Genomic DNA, 17772 nt, shown 5'->3' on the forward strand with positions numbered 1-17772 from the left:
CATGAATATTGGCCTTCTAAAGCTCTTTTTCACGTTTTTTTCAGAAAAAAATAAAAGCAAGCCGATTTCTCGGCTTGCTTGAAAAAAACTATGCATAATAAGGAACTAATAAAAAATAGGCGGCTACGGCAATTAAACCAAGTGCAACGGACCAAGAGCCAATGCTCTTATTACCCATTACAAAAGCAATAACACCGAGAATAATACCTGAAATCCCAAGTAATACTGGCCAAACGAACAAAGAGGCTAGCGCAACGAACAGCGCGACGTAACCCACTGCTTTATTGCGTGTTACAGCTTCTACTAGCTCAGCCACTTCCTCATCAGAAACTGTCGAGGTAGACTCATATCCTCGGTTTATTCTGGCCTGAGGTACAGCAATTTCAGCTGCATATTCTTCTTGGGCATGGAGTCCGCTCTCGATACGAAGCTGACTCTTCTGGAATCGCTCCTTGGTGGCATTGTCTAAAGAACGATCCTCTTTATTCATGCTACCTCCGCGTTACACATACCTAATGTTTGGTGGCAGGCTTAAACGTGTGGCAACACGTATTAGCCGCTTTGGTTGCAGTATCATGATGAGTAGTATCAAAAGATTCCTCTGACGCAAATTCTTCATTGTAGCTGGCATTAGCATGCTGATCAATTTCTATCATGATCGTGTCTGCATGACAGTTGTTTCCTTGAGTCCAATATTCACAATTGGCTACTGCGCATTTGACTGCTGGCATCATCATCACCCCCGTTAACAATTTGCCCGTCTTAAGAGTGATATATGCTTATTTGAGACTGTCAGATAAGACCAAGAACATGGCATGGGACCATAGTAAAGGTACGGCAGGTTCACCATGCTTCGATATCCATTCTTCATACACAGCGGGTTCCCGCAGGTTGTCATCTACTTGCTCAGGGAAGCGCCCAAGCTCATCAGCCTTGCTCGCTATCCATGCTAAACATAACTTTGCTTCATCTGTATTTCCAAGCTCATGTTGAATCCAACCATACCAAGCGGTCAATAATAACCACTCGCCGCCCCCGTAATACCGATCTTCTATGTAACGTTGGATCCCGCCATGTTTGAGATCAGCTTCAATAGCATGCAAGGTTCGAAGCATAATAGGGTCACTTGATTCACACACGCCAAAAGGTAAGGCGAGCCACATCAAACTTGCATCAACACCACTCAGAGCAGGTTGCCACACTTCATTTACGCAGTGTATGGATTTCACAAAGCGTCCCTCATGAACAGCATTTGTATGTATAAAATGTTGGATCAGCTTAGCTTTTTCGATCAGAGCTTGGCGGGATTCTAGCTCACCAAGAGCTTTCAGTCCCCCGTATAAGCAAGCCAACGTAGCCGGATGCACATAATCCGGATATTCTTCCCAACAATCAAAGTTCGGATAATGCCAGAAAGTCATCACATAGTCCACAGTCATCTCGATGCTCTCTCTGAACTCTTCTAAGAGCGATGTATGACCCGTTAAACGGATATGTTCGACAAGTCCCCATAACCATGCTCCGTAGCCATCCAGTTGAAAGTGGCCCCATTCAGAATGATCGTCTCGACCATCCAAATGATATCTTGTACCTAAAAACTCCGAACGATCAATCCATTCTCTATTCTCGTGTTTTCGAAGAAGCTCCGTAAGCTGCGGACGCTTGCCCTTCAGAACACCATGTACCCAACGGTAAAATTGCTCAGCACTACTCGTTTCGCCCACCCTATCCATGGCGTTTGCAATAAATGTGCCATCCCGCAACCAACTATAGGTATACGGTGGAAAAAGAGGAGAAGCCACATAGCCTCCGCTAGGATGTTGATTCAGCTTGATTATTGTCTTGCTGACTCTGACTAATTGCTCTAGCTCCATAGATATTCTCCCCCTTTATTAAATGAAAAGGGATGCGTTGGTCGCATCCCTTTGTATGTTTCTTATTCCATGCATATTAAACTTTTTCGCCTTGCATACGGCGTTGTGTGATGTAATCTGTTTCATAGTAAGCTAAGTCTTCCCGAAGCTCTTCAAATACCTTGGACAATTCGATCGTTAAGTCACGAACTTCACGTGAAGGTTTCTTGCGGAAACGAATCGCATCTTGTCCTGTATAAGCGTAGCGACCGTCTTCGGAATAGCACTCATTCTTCGGATAGAAAAAGGTATTAACACATGTATGATATACCTCATAGAGCACTTTTTCCGAAAAATCAACATTAAAAGTAGGACGTCTCAAGCTAACGCCCAATTTCTCATAAGCCACTTCACAAAAAACAAGAAGGTGACGAGTGTCCTGTAAATACCCGCGGTAAAACTCATCCATTGCTGGATCATTTTCCACATTTAACAGTGAGAGCGAATGTTGATTAAGAAACAGTTCCATTTTGGCCGTCGTTTCTTTGAGTTTAGTACGCGTGGAATCACAAACATTTTTCACATTAAAAACAGCCATGTAAGAAGACCTCCTATAATTGCGCTACTTCTATCCTACCATAAATGTTAACGAAGTGGTATATGTAAAACACCACATAACATGCATAAAACGATCCCGCTCTCCTAACCCTACTCTTAGTTAATTTGTTTTCATTTACGAGTTGGCCTTTTTCTACAAACAAATAGGAGGGCTTGATCATGTGGCGTTATCTTTCTACCATTACGCTTGTTTTAGGACTTGGGGTTATCCTCTTTCCTAATCAGACCCACCACCGCACCAAACCTGGTCCTGAGGTATATAGTGCGAAGTACGAAACAACGTCCAAGCTTGCTCTGCTAGAACAGGATGTGAAGCTCACAGATGAACTATGCAGAAGTCAATGTGCCATCGATTATACGACCATGCTCACTCAAATCGAAAGCGGCGAGCCGATAACGAATGTATTGAAAAACATGCGCAATCACCATGAGAAAATGGACGTACTTGTATGGTCTAAGCGCGGCCAAAACTGGGAACAGGGCATCAAATCGGGAGAACTGCCTCCCTCTTACAAAGACCAAGCCGCAACCTACTTAAAAGAAGCAAAATCCGCTGTCGATGTGGGCAAGCATTACCAATCGCCTAAATTTGGAGCAGGACATCAAGTATATTTCGTCCAAGGCACCCCTTCAACAAACGGTCAAGATTCACTTATTGGGGTTATCCATCAAGATGTACTTGCACAAGTTACCGATCATCAAATGAAAAACTTAAGACTTGAGCCTTATCCAAACGAAAATCGTTGGAAAGTAAAAGCCGTCGAGACGAATACGTTAAAAGAAAAAGTCGTCGATCATCCTGAGGATAATCAAGGTACAAGTCATTATCAACAGAACGAAGTCGTCGTCCGCTTCAAAACAGATCCAACCGAAGCTCAGCTTAATCAGATAAAGGCTGAAATCAAAGCTACTTCAGCGCAAAAACTAGGTTATACGTACGTTTTCCGCACGCAAGGTACGGATGCCAAAGCATTAATGGCCTATTTCGGCAAATGGGATGTCGTATATGTTGAGCCACATTTCCTTTATATGACCAATGATTACTATGATTATCAAGATCGAGCGGATTCAAACCCATCTAGCACCAATTCTGATACCAATCAATCGCCTGTCACTTCGAATTTCATGCCAAATGACAATTTATATCAGAGATATCAATGGAACTTGCCTCTTATTGAAACTGTACAAGGCTGGCAACTAAGCCGCGGCGCAAATGATGTTATCGTAGCTGTTGTTGATACGGGTGTAGATATGATGCATCCAGATCTACAAGGACAATTGTTACCTGGTTACAATGTCATTAGCGGGAATGATAATCCGCAAGATGACGTTGGACATGGAACACATGTAACAGGCGTCATTTCAGCGCTTGTAAACAATAATCTAGGTGTAGCTGGTATGACTTGGTTTAATAAAGTTTTACCTGTTAAAGTTCTTGATCAAACTGGCGCAGGCAGCACATATTCCGTGGCTCAGGGGATCATTTGGGCTACGGACCACGGTGCGAAGGTCATGAATCTCAGTCTGGGCAATTACGCGGATTCGGGCTTTCTCCATGATGCTATTCAATATGCCTATGATAAGGACGTGGCCCTCATCGCAGCAAGCGGGAACGATAACACGGAGCAACCTGGCTATCCAGCCGCTTACCCTGAGGTATTTGCTGTAGCTGCCATTGATTCGCAGAACGAGAAAGCCTCATTCTCGAATTACGGCGATTATATAGATGTCACTGCACCTGGTGTCACCATCGCAAGTACGTATCCGAATAACCAGTATGCCGCGTTATCCGGCACTTCAATGGCAAGCCCGCATGTGACAGCACTTGCCGCATTAATTCGATCTGCCAATCCTAATTTGAAAAATACAGACGTCTATGAGATCATGCGAAAGTCTGCACAGGATTTAGGCGACAAAGGACATGATAAATACTTTGGTTATGGGTTAATTGATGTCGTCAAAGCGATTCAAATGGCGAAACAAAATACCGCTCCATTGTCCTATTGGCCGCAGGATTTAGCTCGTCTATTGCATTTGGTACCGAAGAAGTATGCGGGTAGTTTGAGACTTGAAAAATAGAAGATTAGAAACGAAAAACCTTCAATCCCGCTGCCATTTTGGTGGGGTTGAAGGTTTTATTGGTTTAGAGGGATATTAAAATACCCGCAAGGCCGAAGCCATGCGGGTAACCGACAGTTTGGAAAGTTTGCCGTAAGCCGGGTTCTGTACTTCCAGTGGTCATAACGGGCGTCTGCTCCCCTGCCACTATTGAAGCGACAATCATCTATCTAGGCTGTGCATTGCTACACAGCTCAAGCGACCAACCCGAACGCGTCTCAGGCTAAGACTGCTGCCTCGAAAGCAGCTTGCGTTCCACTAGGTCTTGCTCCAAGTGGGGTTTACCAGGATCTATGTCACCATAGAACCTCGTGGTCTCTTACACCACGGTTCCACCCTTGCCTGTGCTATATTTCAAGCCATCGGCGGTCCATTTCTGTGGCCCTATCCTTCAACTCGCGTTGACTGGACGTTATCCAGCACCCTGCCTTGTGGAGCCCGGACTTTCCTCTCGCTATGGCTTACCCATAGCCAGCGATTGTCTGTCAAACTTTCCATTGCATAGGCTAGTATACTAAACATGACTTCGAATTACAACACGTGATCGTTTCCTCTATTTCCATGTACAGGGCACCATGCCTATACGAATTGGAACGGTTCTGTATTGATCTCAGATGCGTGCACCTGCGTATCCGTCTTCGCAAGCTGCGCGGCGAGGTAATCCGCGACGCCGCGCTTCATGATCTTCTCGACGTTGTGCCCAACGTCGAGGAGAGCTAACCCCGCCGCAAGCGCATCATGCGCGGTGTGGTAGTCGATGTCTCCGGTGACCAGCACATCGGCGCCAGCAAACATGGCGTGCCGCATGTAGCGGCCGCCAGAGCCACCCAGCACGGCCACCTTGCGGATGGGCCGTGACAGATCGCCGACGACGCGCACCGTCGGCACGTCGAACACCGCCTTCGCGTGCTCTGTGAGCTCGCGAAGCGTCATCGCCGCGGGCAGCTTGCCCACGCGGCCCAAACCAAACACTCTACCCTTCAGATCCATCGGGTAGAGGTCATAGGCCACCTCCTCGTAGGGGTGGGCCTTCAACATCGCAGTAACCGCTTTGCGCTGCACGCTAGCGGTTACGATCGTCTCCACGCGTACCTCTTGGACGCGTTCCAGCTTACCTACTTCCCCGATAAACGGATTCGCCCCTTCCTGCGGCAGGAACGTCCCCGTACCGGGGATATTGAAACTGCAGGAGCTGTACTGCCCGATGCCGCCAGCTCCAGCTTTAAACAACACATCCAGCACGACTTGATGATGTGTCTCTGGCACAAAAACAACGAGCTTCTGCAGCTTCTCGGTATGCACATCTTCCAAATGGGTCATTTCCGTTAAGCCAAGCTGCTCCGACAGCAAGTCATTAACGCCGCCTTCGGCCACATCCAAGTTCGTATGGGCAATATACACAGCGATATCATTCTTGATTAATTTCTCATATAAACGACCAGCAGGTGTTTCTGTCTGAAGATGCGCTAGAGGTCTGAAAATAATCGCATGATGCGCAATGATGAGGTTAGCACCTATTTCAATAGCCTCTTCAACAACGGCATCCGTCACATCAAGGGCAACGAGTACTTTCGTGATCTCTTTCTGAAGTGACCCAAGCTGCAAACCGATCTTGTCATCTGCCATCGCATAATGCTTAGGGGCCAGCTGCTCGAAAAGCTGTATTACGGTTTGACCTTTTGCAAGCACGCCAGTACCTCCTTAATTTCATGCATCTCTTGACTAACTTGTTCCGCTTTCGCAATGGATGCTTCTGCTGTGGATAGCTTAAGTTGACTCACGATCATCGCAAGCTTGTTCAATTCACTCTCCCACTTCACAAACCATACTTCAGGGGCTTCATTCATCAAATAAGGCCCCATCTGTTGCAAACGTTCCTTCGATACAGTAACACCGCTTGGGAGAAGACGCTCCCCATAGAGTGCTTCTAATGCTTCGCGCTCCTCTTGAGCAACAGCCTCTGCTGTTAAAATCTCATAGATTTTGCCATCTTCCTCGAGAATGGCTTCTGTTGTCAATTTCCAGCCATTGTCTAACAACCACCGTCGTACGTGATCTTCTCCTACATTCGGTTGCAGAATTAAAAGCTGCACGCCAGGAAGTTTCGACTTACCTGCTTCTAGAATGCTCGCCATCAGACTTCCGCCCATCCCAGCGATAGTGATGACATCTACTTCTCCTGCCTCAATGACAGCAAGTCCGTCACCGGATCTCACTTGAATGATTTTGGATAAGCCGCTTTCCAGCACCTGTCTTTGCGCTGCCTCAAATGGTCCTGGATTTACCTCCCCTGCCACTGCCCCAGCAATAATCCCCTGCTGAGCCAAATACGTCGGCAGTAAAGCATGATCCGAACCGATATCAGCGACCCTAGAACCCTTTGGTACACGGTCTGCAATCATTTGAAGTCTTTTCGATAATTTAACCATATGCTACATTACCCACTCTACCCATTTTTTTCGCAGCAAGAATAAAGCTGCGCCTACTGAAACTAATTTAGCTGTAAATGAAATTTGGACCATCCGCGAGCTCATATCTATATCCACAAGAAAGGTCATGGCTTCAGGAATAAACCACACTAAGCCTCCCACTAGCATGAGCACGCTAGCCGCTTGTTTATTCGTATGATGTGCAAGCCAAGCCATCCATATGAGTACAACACTCACAGGCACCCAGCTTAATTCAAGTGAAAACCATGCAGGATTCTTTAACTTCTGCATTAATAACCAACTATAGGTCCCTACAAGACCTAGCCATCCACCTATTTGGAAAATAGCCATACGTCCAATCAAACCATTAAATAACCATACACAGCTGCAAAATGCCAAATAACCGATATACGTAGTCGAAGCATGAATATCTGATAAATCCATAATATGCAGTCCTAATAACAACATCGCTATCGAAGCTACGCCGCACAAGACATATGTAATGACAGGCGTACGGTTAAATTGTCTATATGCGACTGCATAACAAATGAAGACAAAAAGTGTGGAAATACCAATTTGCATTGGCAATCCAAAAGAGTTAAAATTAAGAGCAGATAAGGCAACAGCGGCAATTACCGCTAAGGCTAGTAACCATATTTTCCAATTACTGTTTGTAACAGCTGTTGCTGAAACACCTAGCAGTGAAGCTGGTTTAGGTGTCATATCATCCAAATACAAATTCATTAGAAAATCGCAATAATGCTCAGGAAGCAATTTGCTTCGGCGCCAGTGATCGATTTCTTTTACTATTATTTTTCTTCTCTCAGCATCCATCTATTCGCTCACCTTCCTAGCTACTTTATCGGTGATTTAATGCTCAGATTTTAGTGGATTTTATGCAAAACCACAAAAAAAGACCCCGCCGAATCTGGCAGGGCCCACTCATAGCGATTTTATTCCAAAAAGTCCTTCAAACGTTTACTACGGCTTGGATGTCTTAACTTCCGCAAAGCTTTTGCTTCAATCTGACGAATCCGTTCCCGTGTAACACCGAATACTTTTCCTACTTCTTCTAATGTTCTTGTACGTCCATCATCAAGTCCGAAACGTAACCGAAGCACATTTTCTTCTCTTTCAGTTAACGTATCAAGCACGTCTTCAAGCTGTTCTTTCAGAAGCTCGTACGCTGCTGCATCAGCAGGTGCCAACGCTTCTTGATCCTCGATAAAATCCCCTAAATGCGAATCATCTTCTTCACCAATCGGCGTTTCCAAGGAAACAGGCTCTTGTGCGATTTTCATGATTTCACGAACTTTATCCGTGCTTAAATCCATTTCTTTAGCAATCTCTTCTGGCGTAGGTTCGCGCCCTAATTCTTGCAGCAATTGACGAGAAACACGAATCAATTTGTTAATCGTTTCGACCATATGTACCGGAATCCGAATCGTTCTCGCTTGATCAGCAATCGCGCGAGTAATCGCTTGACGAATCCACCAGGTCGCATAGGTACTGAATTTGTAGCCCTTGGTATGGTCAAACTTCTCTACAGCCTTAATAAGACCCATATTACCTTCTTGAATCAAATCAAGGAAAAGCATGCCGCGACCCACATAGCGTTTGGCTATACTTACAACGAGTCTAAGGTTAGCTTCTGCAAGACGACGCTTCGCTTCCTCATCCCCATTTTCAATACGCTTCGCTAGCCCCACTTCGTCTTCCGCGGAAAGAAGCGGTACGCGACCAATTTCTTTCAAATACATCCGAACTGGATCATTAATTTTAATCCCTGGCGGCAACGCCAGATCATCATCGAAGTTAAATTCATCGCGCTCGTTTTCTTCAGGATTGTGCGAATCATCATCCGATTCATTCCCCACATCAATACCTTGCTCGGAAAGCTGTTCGAAGAACTCATCGATTTGTTCAGGATCCTGATCGAAGGGAGCTAATTTCTCCATGATATCCTTGTAAGTTAGTGAGGACCGTTTTTTCCCCTGCTCTATAAGTTGGTCTTTCACCTGGTCCAGGGTCAATTCTGTCTCTAATTCTGTACGCTGATCATTCGCCATGGTACGGACTCCCTCCTCCCTAGTCATATCAGTTTAGCTAAGATGACTTTAACCGTTTTTCTAGGGCAATAATTTCAATTGCAATTTGCGCAGCTCCAAGATGGTCTCCCTCGCGTACTGCGCGAGCTTGTTCTTCTTTCTTACGTTCAACTTCTTCTTGCATAGGAACTTTGCGAATTTGGCGAATATAGTCGTCAATCACTTGTTCGTTTATTCCATGACCGGCTCCCATCATAACGATGGAACTAGCCAAGCTCTCCAGCTGTTCGTCTTGCAGCATGGCAATGTATCGGCTTGCATCGGGCTCTAAATACTGAGCGTAGTAAGCATATAAATAAGCAGCTAAGACTGCGTGAGCTTCAACATTAAACTGGTCACCCAATTGCGCTTCCACATGTGCGCACACGTCACGATCATGCATCATAACAGCTAAAATTAAACGTTCCGCATTATGATACGCAGGTAGTAACGAAGGTGATTTTTTCTTAGTTCGTTCCGCTGGTCTCCCATTATTCATAACATTATTCCACAGAATTGGTTTATTATCCCCATCTGGTCGGTTTTTTTCCGATTGCAGTAAGATTTCATGGAGATCTAACTTCATGGCTTCATAAGATGAATCCGGAAACTCTGAAGCTAACTGTTTGAGATAATGTTCGCGTTCCATAGGAGATTGCAACTGACTAATTAATTTCACTGCGGATTGCAGATAACGTAATCGGTCACCGTCCTCATGCAATTTAAAATTTTTGCGAATATACAAGAGCTTATATTTCATCGATGGCACGGAAGCTCCAATAATCTCCCGAGCGAATCGGTCAAACCCATATTGACGAACATAATCGTCAGGATCCTTACCATCTGGCAGCATCGCAACTGTGACTCGGCTTCCTGTGTCTTCCAGCAACGGAATGCTCTTGAAAGCAGCAGATTGCCCTGCATTGTCACCATCATAGCAAATGACGATTTCATCCGCATTGCGGTTCAGTAAGGCAGCATGCTCTTTCGTCAAAGCCGTCCCCATCGTCGCAACACCATTCGTGATGCCGGCTTCCCAAGCTTTAATCAAATCCACATATCCTTCAAAAATAACGGCTTGCTGAAGCTTTCGCATGTTTGGCCGTGATAGGTGTAGATTGTACAAAGTCCTGCTTTTATTGAAAAGCACGGATTCGGGACTATTTAAGTATTTGGGCTGTGCATCTCCCATGGCTCTTCCAGCAAATGCAATGACCTTACCGGTAGAGTCGCAAATAGGGAACATGATACGTTCACGGAATTTGTCCACGTAGCCATGACCTTCATGTTTGGCGGAAATCAAACCGCCTTTTTCCATAAGGGCTAAATCAAACCCTCGTTTTTCCAATTGTTGCACGAGCGTGTCCCACATGACGGGTGCATAGCCAATCTGAAACGTGTCAATCAACTTATCGGAGATCCCTCTAGAAGTCAGATATCCTTTAGCTGCTTTGCCTTGATCGGTATTACCAACGACATAATGATAGAACTTCGCTGCAAATTCATAAGCCTTCAATAAGGTTGCTTTCTCTTGCTGCTGTTCATTCTGCTCGTCAGATACTTCTTCCCATGTAATGGGGATATCCGCATCTTCGGCAAGCTTCGTGATGGCTTCAGCAAAGCTTAAACCTTCAATCTCCATAATGAAACGAATTAAGTTCCCGCCTGCCTGACAACCAAAGCAACGATAAATCTGTTTCTCCGGTGTGACAGTAAACGAAGGACTTTTCTCCGAATGGAATGGACAAAGACCTTTCATATAATGCCCTTGTTTGCTCAAATGTACGTGCCTGCCGATGACATCAACAATATCATGGCGCTTCAGTACAGCCTCAATAACCTCTTCAGGTATGCGTCCGTACCTCATTACTATCCACCTACAATTCAGGTCGCTTTTCCGACTAATTACTATTCGCTACTTGTTTTCGATTTCCTGCAAATTTTTCAAAAGATTTGTCAAACCGTGTAGAAAATTTTTACGATCCGTCTCTGTAAAGGGTTTTGGCCCTTTCGTATGCTTACCATTTCTTCGCATTTTTGCGGAGGCATGGCGGCGATCCAACAGATAGTCAATCGAACTATCGGTATATTCCTGCCCCCGATTCGTTAAACAGATCGAACCCTTCGCTAGACCTAATGCGGCGAGTCCAAAGTCTTGTGTTACCAAAATATCACCTGACCGAATCTGATTGGCAATATATAAATCGACAGATTGATCGGAACGATCTACTTGAACTACCTTCACACCAGGATTTTCTTTCATCTTATGATCGAAAGAAGCAACTAGAACAACTTGTACCCCAAACTGTCTACCTGCCTGCTCGATTTCCGACTTTACAGGACAAGCATCGGCATCAACGATAATACTTCTTGTGCTCAAAGTGTCAGCCCCTGCCTTTTAAAAGAAATCTCACCGTACTATTATATACGATGGACTTACAAAAAATCCTGCATGCCAGAACATAAAGCTTTCTAGATATGTTCAATATGATCCATAATTAAACTTGCCGTTTCTTCAACTGCACGATTAGATACATCGAAGATGACGCAACCGATTTTACTCATAATTTTATCAGCAAAATCCAGTTCTATTTTAATACGTTCTACATTCGCATAGGTTGCATTTTCTGCAAGTCCCAGTGTACGAAGTCGTTCTTGACGTATCACGTTTAACTTATCTGGATCAATCCGCAAGCCAATAATCTTATCCTTAGGAACAGTATAAATGGCAGCAGGAGGCTGCATTTCCGGTACCAGCGGGACATTAGCCACTTTTAATCTTTTGTGCGCCAGATACATTGATAACGGTGTTTTAGACGTACGGGATACGCCTAACAGGATAATATCAGCTTTCTGAATCCCGCTAAAATCTCGACCATCATCATATTTGACAGCAAACTCGACAGCTTCGACCTTTTTGAAATAATCCTCATCCAGCGGATGAATCATCCCCGGTTGTCTACGCGGCTCTTGGCGCAGTGCTTTCCCTAATGTAGCTACAACAGGTCCTAATAAATCGATATAGGGAATATCATATTGTTTCGCTTTGGCGATCAGGTCATCTCGCAATTCTGGAATAACTAAGGTGAATACAACAATTCCTCCATGCGTTCGAATCCCATTGATCACTTTATCTATACCCTCGAAATCATGAATAAATGGAGCTCGCAATATTTCAACAGGCACTGGATGAAATTGCATCGCAGCTGCACGAACGACAGATTCCCCAGTCTCCCCTACGGAATCCGAAACGACATAAACACGAGTAGGTTGTGGATGTTCCATATTCCTAACCCCTTTCAGCAGGGACAAGACCCTACACTAGCATTTGTATGTAAAGAACTTCTGAACAGAACGGTAGCATGAGAAAAACCTCACCGATATGCAGAGAGCACAAGGGCGAGGTGATTTCCACCAAATCATATCAAAGGAAGAATCACATGTCAAATGAGTCCAAAAGGTTAAATATTATATTTCTCCATCTGTTCAATGAACCCTCTTGATTTCCACTGTACACCAATGTGTACGTCCATGTAAGCACGCATACATTGCTTAAGCTGCTCCTTCGTCTCCTCTTTAACTTGAACGGAACCCAGCCTGCGCATGTCCATTCTCGGGAAAAGTCTAAGCAATTTATGTGCACCTTCACCAATAGCAATCGCGGATGCATCTTTAAATCGACAACGTCCGCATAGCGTACCGCCCATGTTCGGACTGAATGTAGTTATACCGCTAGTTTCACCACAAGAGACACAAGCATCCGTTACCGGTAAATATCCGGCTAAATCAAACATTTTCATCTCATAGAGGTGGGTAACAATCTGCATGTCTTTATTTTCTTCGATCGCCATTAAGCCAGCTTTGAGCTGTTCAAATATATAATTATTGCCTTCTTCATCACCCAGCATGCGATCCGTCATCTCTGCTAAATAAGAGGCATAGGCCGACTTATGTAAGTCTTCACGAAGAGCATGATGGGCGCAGATAATCTCAGCACCGTTCAGAGATCCCATCTGACCTCTTTGTTTGTAAAAAACAAAATCGCCGTACGTAAACAGCTGCGTAACGGCGCCATGTTTGCTCTTCAGTTTCTTCGCACCGCGAGCCATTACGCCAACTTTCCCCAGCTCGGGTGTGAATAAACGAATGATTTTGTTACCCTCTCCGTAGTCCATGCTTCGGATGACAATTCCTTCAACGCTATGCAGCAAATAGCTTCCCCCATGAATGCCGCTCTGAACACACGAAGCCTTGCTATCACATATTCAGACCATCGAGCGGCTCTTCGTTACTTTGATCCTCTTCTTGTACTTCCGAATCCATGCCTGGTTCTCCCGTTACTTGTTTGTACAGCAGGTAGGCGTCCACATCACCGGTCTTTGAAAAATACGTCCACGAAAAATCTTTCATGTTCAGCATCCTCCCCATCGAACGTGATGTTCATAGGATGTGCAGTGTACGCTTCCCTATGCGATGTAAAAACTGGTACTCTCAGGGAATTATCGTTTATTCGTGACGGAAACCAAGATCGCGAAGCACTCTGTCTTGATTTCTCCAGTCTTTCTTCACTTTCACCCATAGCTCTAAGAAAGTTTTGGAACCCAGGAGCGTTTCAATATCTCGACGGGCTTGTCTGCCGATTTCCTTCAGCAACGCGCCTTGTTTACCGATGACGATTCCTTTTTGCGAATCACGCTCCACGAAGATGACAGCTGAGATATGAACAATTCCGTTCGGTTCTACACGCATATCTTCAATTTGTACCGCAATAGAGTGAGGAATTTCTTCCCGCGTCATATGCAAAATTTTCTCACGTACGAGCTCCGCACATACAAATTGCTCGGGGTGATCGGTAATTTGATCCGCAGGGTAGTATTGCGGACCTTCTGGCAAATAGCGAATAATTTGCTCCAGAAGCGTCGTAACATTGTTCCCTTTTAACGCGGATACAGGTACGATTTCAGCGAAATTGTACAAGTCTTTATAATTCGTAATAATCGCAAGCAGCGCCTCAGGTTGGACAAGATCAATTTTGTTTAACACCAAAATAACCGGCGTTTCGACGTGCTTCAACTGCTCGATAATATAACGGTCTCCCCCGCCAATACCATCTGCTACATCGACTAAGAATAAAACAGCGTCTACTTCACCAAGTGTTCCATGGGCAACTTTACTCATGTAATCACCTAGTTTGGAAGTAGGTTTATGGATGCCTGGTGTGTCTAGAAAAACAATTTGTCCATTATCCGACGTATATACACCATGAATCTTATTTCTAGTCGTTTGCGGCTTATCGGACATGATCGCAATCTTTTGTCCAATAATTTGATTCATTAGTGTTGATTTACCGACATTCGGTCGTCCGATGATCGCGACAAAACCTGATTTAAATTCTTTTTTGGCCACTTCTACTTATCCTCCATTTATGTGCAAATCTTTCGTTGTAAAAGCGCCTGGCAATAAAGCAGCCACCGTTGTTTCAACGAAAGCTCCTTTGAGATTACTCAAATAAACAGGCATTTCCGGTTCGCACAGTTCAATTAATACTTGTCGACATACGCCACACGGCGCAATCGGTCCTTCCGTATCTCCTGTTACCGCGATTGCTTTAAAAGATCCTTGCGGATGCCCATCTGCAATTGCACGGAATAACGCAGTTCTCTCGGCACAGTTTGTTGGTCCATAAGCAGCATTTTCGACATTGCACCCTAAATGTACATGTCCATTAGCATCCAATAACGCGGCACCGACTTGAAAGTTGGAATAAGGCGTATAGGCTCGCTTCATCGCTTCCTTAGCGAATTCAATGAGTTCTTGCGGATTCATAGCCATCCACCCTTTTATTATAATAGTTATGTTATAGCATGTTTAGGCAGGAAAAAGCGAGGAGCGTCACGATAATGCCAATCATTGCACCTAAAAAGAGTGCTGGGAACGGCCTAGTTTTCTTATCATACAAGACGATTAAGATAATAATAGAGAGCGTGTACCCGAGCAATGCGGCAATTGTTTCAGTGACTAATACCAAAATGACGGTAGCAATGGCAAAAGCTATTGCTGTTAATAAACTCGGTCTTACTAACTTCCCTTTATCCGAGAATCGCGTTTCAATCACAATGACAGTTAGCATGACAAGTGCAATCAAAATCCATATCGTACCCGCAGATAATGGTGTCTCTTGTAGTCTGGCGTGACGTAATAATTGATCGATCKGTTCATAGAAAACAACCAACCCCACGACGATAGCAAACATCGCAGACACCAATACGGACGCCGCGGCGACGTCCTTCGCAATTTTGGCTAACGGATGTCGGTCTGGCATTGCCAGATCTACCGTTTTCTCGACAGCCGTATTAATTAATTCCGTAACAATCATGAGTGTTACAGCTAACAAGATAAACAATATATCTGTTTTGGATAAATGAATGAAAAGTGCTGCTAGTAACACGAGAAACGCAACGGAAAAATGAAATTTCATATTACGCTGCGTATCTAGTGCATATTTGATTCCTTCGTAGGCATACCGAAAACTTCTGCGCCATTTACGGAAGCCGCTCGACATTAGCGTGTCAAGCCTGCTTTCTGTAAAATGTCCTCCTGTTTAGCGAACATCACTTTCTCTTCTTCTTCACTCTGGTGATCATAACCAATCAGATGCAAGAATCCATGGACAAATAAGAAGCCTAGCTCACGCTCTACGGAATGACCATACTCTTCAGCTTGCGCAATCGCACGCGGAACAGAAATGATAATATCGCCAAGGGGCTCAATGAACGCTTCAGATACGGTTTCCCCTTCCTCGGGTTCCCCCTCTGAGTCATCGCCATCATCCTCGTAATTGATTTGAATCTCGTCATCTCCAAATTCGCTCATCGCAAAGGATAGAACGTCCGTTGGCTTGTCCAAATTGCGGTACTGTTTATTCAAATCTTGGATCGTCTCATCATCAACGAATGTGAGGGCAACTTCGCCTTCTGATACACCTTCTAGTTCACCTGCAAGCTTTAAAAGCTCTTCAAGTTTCTCAACGAAGGCAGGTGAGATTTCTTTCTCTTCCTGCTCACTGCTCCATGCTAATGTCAAATCTACACTTGCCATAATGAGTAGCCCTCCCTTTTTATGCTCCTGGCTTCTTCGCCGTTAATTCACTTGGATATTCAATGCGAGAATGGAATATGCCGAGCAATGTTTCATTCAAAGTCTTTGCAATCTTATCAAGTTCCTTCAACGTGAGATCACATTCGTTGAACTGACCATCGTCTAAGCGTGATTTAATAATTTTGGTTACCATGGAATCGATTTGTTCAAGGGTCGGGTTACGTAAAGAGCGTACTGCTGCCTCCACACTATCTGCAATCCCCACAATAGCCGCTTCCTTGGATTGCGCCTTAGGCCCTGGATAACGGAAATCTTCTTCACGGATCCCTTTCTCACTATTCTCTTCTTCAGCTTGCTTCTTCGCTTTATGATAGAAAAAGTGCAACAGCGTTGTCCCGTGATGCTGCTCTGCGATATCTCGAATCGGCTTAGGCATTTTATAATCCTTCAGCATATCAACACCATCGCGCGGATGTGCGATAATAATCGACTTACTTAAATTCGGATCAATGCGATCATGCGGATTCTCGATATTCGTTTGATTTTCAATAAAGTAGCTAGGACGCTTGGTTTTGCCGATATCATGATAATACGATCCTACGCGGCACAACAGCCCGTCTGCACCAATGGATTCCGCGGCGGCTTCAGAAAGGTTACCAACCATCACACTGTGATGATACGTACCTGGTGTTTCCGTTAGAAGTTTGCGCAACAACGGATGATTCGGATTGGATAGCTCGACAAGCTTAAGTGGTGACAGGATCCCGAATGAAGCTTCAAAAAATGGAAGCAAGCCGATAACAAAGACGACCGTCACTAGACCGCCTGCTGCCGCAAAAGACAAAGACATCAAGGCTTCTCTTTGTTGAAATGTGTCTTCCATCAACATCATCGCGGTTATCGTTAACATTGAGAAAAAGGCGATCATTAAACCTGCTTTCAAAATGGTTGCACGTTGACTCGCTCGTTGAATCGTAAACACGCCACTAAAACAAATCACTAAGCTTACTAAGCCAAAACGGAAATCGAAAAGCAAATCATGTTCTGTATTGAAAAAAATACTAGCCAAAATTGAAAATAATACGGATGAAATAAAGGCTAGGGGTGCGTCTAGCAAAATGGCGATCAAGATACTCCCAAGAGCTGTTGGAGCTAGATAGCCGATAAATGGATAATCAAAATTCTGGAGCAGTGAAATGATTTTCATCCCGGCAATATTCATCACAAAAATCAAAACAAGCATAACCAGTTGTGAGTTATTGTATTTGACCTGTAAGTTGCTCTGCCTCACAAATATAAAGATTACGAATGACAAGAGCGCACAAATGATACCAAGACCAAACTGAGGTAAATGATTCGCTTTGTCCTTCAGTAACTTCAGCTTTTCCAACCGCGTATAAATTTCTTCCGTAATGACATCTCCAGCCTTAACCAAGACATCATTCTTATTAATATAGACGGTCTTCATGTTGCCCCTAGCTTGTCCCTTTGCATCGTCTGTCCCCTTTTGATCAAAAAATTTGTTCGGGGTTATCAGCGCTCTTGCAATTTCAGTTAMCATCTCACGTG

General features: G+C 44.4%; 19 protein-coding genes and 1 other RNA gene. 1 reads left to right on the forward strand and 19 read right to left on the reverse strand.

The genetic code is table 11. The annotated features are described in order from the left end of the window. Positions 1 to 88 precede the first annotated feature (88 nt). From AC1DVJ_RS27095 to AC1DVJ_RS27110, 4 genes are all read right to left on the reverse strand, one after another. Positions 89 to 490, reverse strand: a complete 402-nt coding sequence (locus AC1DVJ_RS27095; RefSeq protein ID WP_477595291.1) for a hypothetical protein — start codon at positions 488 to 490, stop codon at positions 89 to 91. A 22-nt stretch (positions 491 to 512) separates the two neighbouring features. Beyond that, entirely contained in the window at positions 513 to 731 is a 219-nt protein-coding gene (locus AC1DVJ_RS27100) for a DUF1540 domain-containing protein (RefSeq protein WP_436235866.1), read from the reverse strand. 48 nt (positions 732 to 779) lie between these two features. Beyond that, on the reverse strand, positions 780 to 1874 hold the full coding sequence (locus AC1DVJ_RS27105) for a glycoside hydrolase family 15 protein (protein ID WP_477595293.1): 1095 nt from the start codon (positions 1872 to 1874) through the stop codon (positions 780 to 782). Positions 1875 to 1950: 76 nt separating this feature from the next. Beyond that, complete coding sequence (locus AC1DVJ_RS27110) at positions 1951 to 2451, reverse strand: YpuI family protein (RefSeq protein ID WP_028558040.1); 501 nt, start codon at positions 2449 to 2451, stop codon at positions 1951 to 1953. A 179-nt stretch (positions 2452 to 2630) separates the two neighbouring features. Between AC1DVJ_RS27110 and AC1DVJ_RS27115 the strand changes: the two genes are divergently transcribed. Next, positions 2631 to 4550, forward strand: a complete 1920-nt coding sequence (locus tag AC1DVJ_RS27115) for a S8 family peptidase (RefSeq protein WP_477595295.1) — start codon at positions 2631 to 2633, stop codon at positions 4548 to 4550. Positions 4551 to 4668: 118 nt separating this feature from the next. Here AC1DVJ_RS27115 and rnpB read toward each other — a convergent pair. The 15 genes from rnpB to AC1DVJ_RS27190 all read right to left on the reverse strand — a co-directional run. Further along, positions 4669 to 5083, reverse strand: an RNA gene (rnpB, locus tag AC1DVJ_RS27120) — RNase P RNA component class A. Positions 5084 to 5168: 85 nt separating this feature from the next. Further along, positions 5169 to 6278 (reverse strand): Nif3-like dinuclear metal center hexameric protein, encoded by a 1110-nt coding sequence (locus AC1DVJ_RS27125; RefSeq protein WP_477595297.1) that lies wholly within the window; start codon positions 6276 to 6278, stop codon positions 5169 to 5171. Continuing rightward, positions 6254 to 7018 carry a tRNA (adenine(22)-N(1))-methyltransferase gene (locus tag AC1DVJ_RS27130; protein ID WP_477595299.1) on the reverse strand — a complete coding sequence of 255 codons (765 nt, stop codon included), beginning with the start codon at positions 7016 to 7018 and terminating at the stop codon, positions 6254 to 6256. The genes AC1DVJ_RS27125 and AC1DVJ_RS27130 overlap by 25 nt, the downstream gene beginning before the upstream one ends. Positions 7019 to 7021: 3 nt before the next feature. Beyond that, on the reverse strand, positions 7022 to 7852 hold the full coding sequence (locus tag AC1DVJ_RS27135) for a hypothetical protein (RefSeq protein WP_477595301.1): 831 nt from the start codon (positions 7850 to 7852) through the stop codon (positions 7022 to 7024). Positions 7853 to 7971: 119 nt separating this feature from the next. Then, a complete protein-coding gene (gene rpoD / locus AC1DVJ_RS27140; protein ID WP_477595303.1) occupies positions 7972 to 9087 on the reverse strand; it encodes an RNA polymerase sigma factor RpoD in 1116 nt (371 codons plus the stop codon). A 37-nt stretch (positions 9088 to 9124) separates the two neighbouring features. Continuing rightward, positions 9125 to 10972 carry a DNA primase gene (gene dnaG / locus AC1DVJ_RS27145; protein ID WP_477595305.1) on the reverse strand — a complete coding sequence of 616 codons (1848 nt, stop codon included), beginning with the start codon at positions 10970 to 10972 and terminating at the stop codon, positions 9125 to 9127. Between the two features lie 48 nt (positions 10973 to 11020). Beyond that, positions 11021 to 11485, reverse strand: coding sequence for a YaiI/YqxD family protein (locus AC1DVJ_RS27150; protein WP_477595307.1), 465 nt, complete (start codon positions 11483 to 11485; stop codon positions 11021 to 11023). A 92-nt stretch (positions 11486 to 11577) separates the two neighbouring features. Beyond that, positions 11578 to 12390, reverse strand: coding sequence for a pyruvate, water dikinase regulatory protein (locus tag AC1DVJ_RS27155; protein ID WP_477595309.1), 813 nt, complete (start codon positions 12388 to 12390; stop codon positions 11578 to 11580). A gap of 176 nt (positions 12391 to 12566) precedes the next feature. After that, on the reverse strand, positions 12567 to 13316 hold the full coding sequence (recO, locus tag AC1DVJ_RS27160; RefSeq protein WP_477595311.1) for a DNA repair protein RecO: 750 nt from the start codon (positions 13314 to 13316) through the stop codon (positions 12567 to 12569). Between the two features lie 46 nt (positions 13317 to 13362). Further along, positions 13363 to 13515, reverse strand: coding sequence for a YqzL family protein (locus tag AC1DVJ_RS27165; RefSeq protein WP_082593664.1), 153 nt, complete (start codon positions 13513 to 13515; stop codon positions 13363 to 13365). A 96-nt stretch (positions 13516 to 13611) separates the two neighbouring features. Beyond that, entirely contained in the window at positions 13612 to 14511 is a 900-nt protein-coding gene (gene era / locus AC1DVJ_RS27170) for a GTPase Era (RefSeq protein WP_477595313.1), read from the reverse strand. Between the two features lie 6 nt (positions 14512 to 14517). Beyond that, positions 14518 to 14931 carry a cytidine deaminase gene (gene cdd, locus AC1DVJ_RS27175; RefSeq protein WP_477595315.1) on the reverse strand — a complete coding sequence of 138 codons (414 nt, stop codon included), beginning with the start codon at positions 14929 to 14931 and terminating at the stop codon, positions 14518 to 14520. Positions 14932 to 14962: 31 nt separating this feature from the next. After that, complete coding sequence (locus tag AC1DVJ_RS27180) at positions 14963 to 15667, reverse strand: diacylglycerol kinase (protein WP_477595317.1); 705 nt, start codon at positions 15665 to 15667, stop codon at positions 14963 to 14965. Continuing rightward, positions 15667 to 16203 (reverse strand): rRNA maturation RNase YbeY, encoded by a 537-nt coding sequence (gene ybeY / locus AC1DVJ_RS27185; protein ID WP_477595319.1) that lies wholly within the window; start codon positions 16201 to 16203, stop codon positions 15667 to 15669. Before ybeY ends, AC1DVJ_RS27180 begins: the two co-directional genes overlap by 1 nt. A 19-nt stretch (positions 16204 to 16222) precedes the next feature. Next, the coding region (locus AC1DVJ_RS27190) for an HD family phosphohydrolase (protein WP_477595321.1) at positions 16223 to 17772 on the reverse strand (1550 nt) is incomplete at its 5' end.

The sequence above is a fragment of the Paenibacillus sp. P4_A9 genome (assembly GCF_056402415.1).

Excerpts from the sequence above, each read along its gene's own strand:
- AC1DVJ_RS27110 (WP_028558040.1), bottom strand. The coding sequence starts at position 2,451 with ATGGCTGTTTTTAATGTGAAAAATGTTTGTGATTCCACGCGTACTAAA.
- AC1DVJ_RS27165 (WP_082593664.1), bottom strand. The coding sequence starts at position 13,515 with ATGAAAGATTTTTCGTGGACGTATTTTTCAAAGACCGGTGATGTGGAC.
- AC1DVJ_RS27095 (WP_477595291.1), bottom strand. The coding sequence starts at position 490 with ATGAATAAAGAGGATCGTTCTTTAGACAATGCCACCAAGGAGCGATTC.
- cdd (WP_477595315.1), bottom strand. The coding sequence starts at position 14,931 with ATGAATCCGCAAGAACTCATTGAATTCGCTAAGGAAGCGATGAAGCGA.
- ybeY (WP_477595319.1), bottom strand. The coding sequence starts at position 16,203 with ATGGCAAGTGTAGATTTGACATTAGCATGGAGCAGTGAGCAGGAAGAG.
- AC1DVJ_RS27100 (WP_436235866.1), bottom strand. The coding sequence starts at position 731 with ATGCCAGCAGTCAAATGCGCAGTAGCCAATTGTGAATATTGGACTCAA.
- AC1DVJ_RS27155 (WP_477595309.1), bottom strand. The coding sequence starts at position 12,390 with ATGGAACATCCACAACCTACTCGTGTTTATGTCGTTTCGGATTCCGTA.
- AC1DVJ_RS27115 (WP_477595295.1), top strand. The coding sequence starts at position 2,631 with ATGTGGCGTTATCTTTCTACCATTACGCTTGTTTTAGGACTTGGGGTT.
- AC1DVJ_RS27130 (WP_477595299.1), bottom strand. The coding sequence starts at position 7,018 with ATGGTTAAATTATCGAAAAGACTTCAAATGATTGCAGACCGTGTACCA.
- rpoD (WP_477595303.1), bottom strand. The coding sequence starts at position 9,087 with ATGGCGAATGATCAGCGTACAGAATTAGAGACAGAATTGACCCTGGAC.
- AC1DVJ_RS27135 (WP_477595301.1), bottom strand. The coding sequence starts at position 7,852 with ATGGATGCTGAGAGAAGAAAAATAATAGTAAAAGAAATCGATCACTGG.
- AC1DVJ_RS27105 (WP_477595293.1), bottom strand. The coding sequence starts at position 1,874 with ATGGAGCTAGAGCAATTAGTCAGAGTCAGCAAGACAATAATCAAGCTG.
- dnaG (WP_477595305.1), bottom strand. The coding sequence starts at position 10,972 with ATGAGGTACGGACGCATACCTGAAGAGGTTATTGAGGCTGTACTGAAG.